Raw genomic sequence first — 2,312 nt, 5'->3', positions numbered from 1 at the left:
ACCGGCACCGATGAACTTGGCGGCTTGAGCGTCCATGTTAGGATCCTTCGCGGTAACTAAGTGGTGGTGTTGGAAACAGTCTCAGAAGTTGGCCGGGCTTAGTGAAGCTCGATCGCGTCCTTGAGATAGAGGCAGGTCAGAATGCTGAAGACATAGGCTTGCAGCAGCGCGACCAGAATTTCAAAGCCGGTGAGGGCCACGATCAGCGCCAAGGGCGCCAAACCGCCGATGATCCCCAACGATACGGCGAACCCGCCGAACACCTTCAGCATCGTATGGCCCGCCATCATATTAGCGAACAAACGAATGGAGAGGCTCACGGGACGCGCGAAATAAGAGAGGATTTCGATGGGAACAACGATGACCGCCATCCACCAAGGGGTGCCGTGCGGCAGGAAGAAGCTGAAGAAGTGCAGCCCGTGGCGCATCAGCGCAATCACCGTCACCGCCACGAAAACCGTCGCCGCAAGGCCGAAGGTAACAATGATGTGGCTGGTGAAGGTGAAGCTAAAGGGGATCATGCCCAGCAAATTGCCGAACAGCACGAAGATGAACAGCGAGAAGACGAAGGGGAAATATTTCATCCCTTCTTGGCCCGCATTCTCGCGCACCATATTGGCGACAAACCCGTGCAGCACTTCGGCCAAGGACTGAAGCCGACCGGGAATAACGGCCTGACGCGCCGTTGCGGCGATCATCAAGCCCGTTGCCACGACGACGGCAATCACCATCCACAGCGCGGAATTGTTGAACGGCACATTGAAGCCGGCCAGCGAGAGTTCCGGGCCGATAGAATGGACTTCAAATTGCGCCAGCGGACCTGCCACGATGCCTATTCCTCTCGCTTCGGCGGTTGCTGATCGGGAGTCTTGCGTCGATAGCCGACGCCCGCATCCTGCCCATTCAGAAACCGATACACATTCAAAAACCCTGCTGCCGCCCCGAGCATGAAGCAGACAATCAAGCCCCACGGCTTCGTTCCGGCATAGAGATCGATCCCATACCCGAGACCAGCCCCTAAGAGAACCCCTGACACGAGATCGACCCCGACCCGCGCGCCAACGCCTAAGTCGCCCTTACCCTTCCCTTGAGCCGCAGGTTTCCCCTGCCGCTCGGCTTCCAAGGAGGCGAGGCGCTGCGCGAACGCATCGTCCCGCGTGTCTTCCCCCTCGTGAGGCCCGGTCATAGGCACGGCCTTTCTTGATCGCCCGATCCAGACGAACCGGCAAATTGCGCCGCACCATAAAAAAGACCCCCGCCCCCTGTCAAGAATAAGGGGGGCCGAAAGACGGGGTTTGGTTAAGATTTCGGCCACCGGCGATGAAACCAGAGCCATTGGGCCGGATTCGCCTGAATCCAAGCTTCGAGTTGCCGGTTAATTGCGCCCATGAACGCCGCCTGCGCCGATAGGCCGCTTGCGCCCTCGACCAAGCTTTGTGGCTCGATCAAGGGACTGATAATCAAGCGAAAGCGCGCGCCCGTCAGCCGGATCGGCTGGGCCGCCAACAACGGCGTATTGAAGCGCAAGGCCAAATCGGCCAAGGCCGAGGCGGTCATCGCGGGCACGCCGAAGAAAGGCACCGCGATGCCATCGTTCATTTTTTGATCGACCAGCAACCCCAAATGCGCGCCGCTTTTCAGCGCTTTCAGCAGAATGCGTGCCCCCGGCGCGCCTTTTGGCACCAGATGCGGCCCGCTGAGGCGGCGGGCGTGACGAATGATCGCATCGATTTTGGGATTGTTCGGCGCGCGATAAACATTGGTCAGCGGCACCCCCGCCACCCCGGCGGCGGCGGGCAGAATCTCCCAATTGGCGAGATGGCCGGAAAAGGCAATGCCGGGGCGGCCATCGTCGCGAAACGCCGTCAGATGCGCGCCGCCGATAATCTCCACCCGCTCGGCCAGAATCTGCGCCAAATGGGGATATTCGAACAGGGTGCGCCCGAGATTATCCCAGGCGTCGCGCAGCACGCGGCGGCGCTCGGCGGCGCTCATCTCGGGAAAAGCGATCTCAAGATTGCGCCCCGCCACCCGATGCACCGGCAGCAGCGGCCCAATCGCCCGCGCCAAGCCGCCGCCGASGCCCGACGCAAGATCGAGCGGCACCGCCCGCAACAGCCCGTAGAGCGTCCAGGCGAGGCCCGCTTCCAGCGGATCTTGCACAAGACGGCGCAGGCGCGACCGGCTCATGATGGAGGCTCCAGCAGCGGGGCCAGCAGCGCATCGAGCGCATCGGGCGTCTCGAAAACCAGGCGCACCGGCAAAACGGCGATTCCGGCGCGGGTCGGTGTGCGGCAGACGCGCCCAATCTT

At 61.7% G+C, this 2,312-nt stretch carries 3 protein-coding genes; all 3 read right to left on the bottom strand.

Annotation, left to right across the window (positions count from 1 at the left end; genetic code table 11):
* Positions 1 to 98 precede the first annotated feature (98 nt).
* Positions 99 to 827 (bottom strand): F0F1 ATP synthase subunit A, encoded by a 729-nt coding sequence (locus VZ95_RS15875; RefSeq protein WP_045776728.1) that lies wholly within the window; start codon positions 825 to 827, stop codon positions 99 to 101.
* Positions 828 to 832: 5 nt separating this feature from the next.
* A complete protein-coding gene (locus VZ95_RS15870) occupies positions 833 to 1,186 on the bottom strand; it encodes an AtpZ/AtpI family protein (RefSeq protein WP_045776727.1) in 354 nt (117 codons plus the stop codon).
* Positions 1,187 to 1,299: 113 nt separating this feature from the next.
* Positions 1,300 to 2,190, bottom strand: a complete 891-nt coding sequence (locus VZ95_RS15865) for a lysophospholipid acyltransferase family protein (RefSeq protein ID WP_045776726.1) — start codon at positions 2,188 to 2,190, stop codon at positions 1,300 to 1,302.
* Between the last annotated feature and the right edge of the window lie 122 nt (positions 2,191 to 2,312).

The organism is Elstera litoralis, from assembly GCF_000963705.1.
Classification (GTDB): domain Bacteria; phylum Pseudomonadota; class Alphaproteobacteria; order Elsterales; family Elsteraceae; genus Elstera; species Elstera litoralis.
This window is presented reverse-complemented; position numbering and strand designations above follow the sequence as displayed.

Excerpts from the sequence above, each read along its gene's own strand:
- VZ95_RS15870 (WP_045776727.1), bottom strand. The coding sequence starts at position 1,186 with ATGACCGGGCCTCACGAGGGGGAAGACACGCGGGACGATGCGTTCGCG.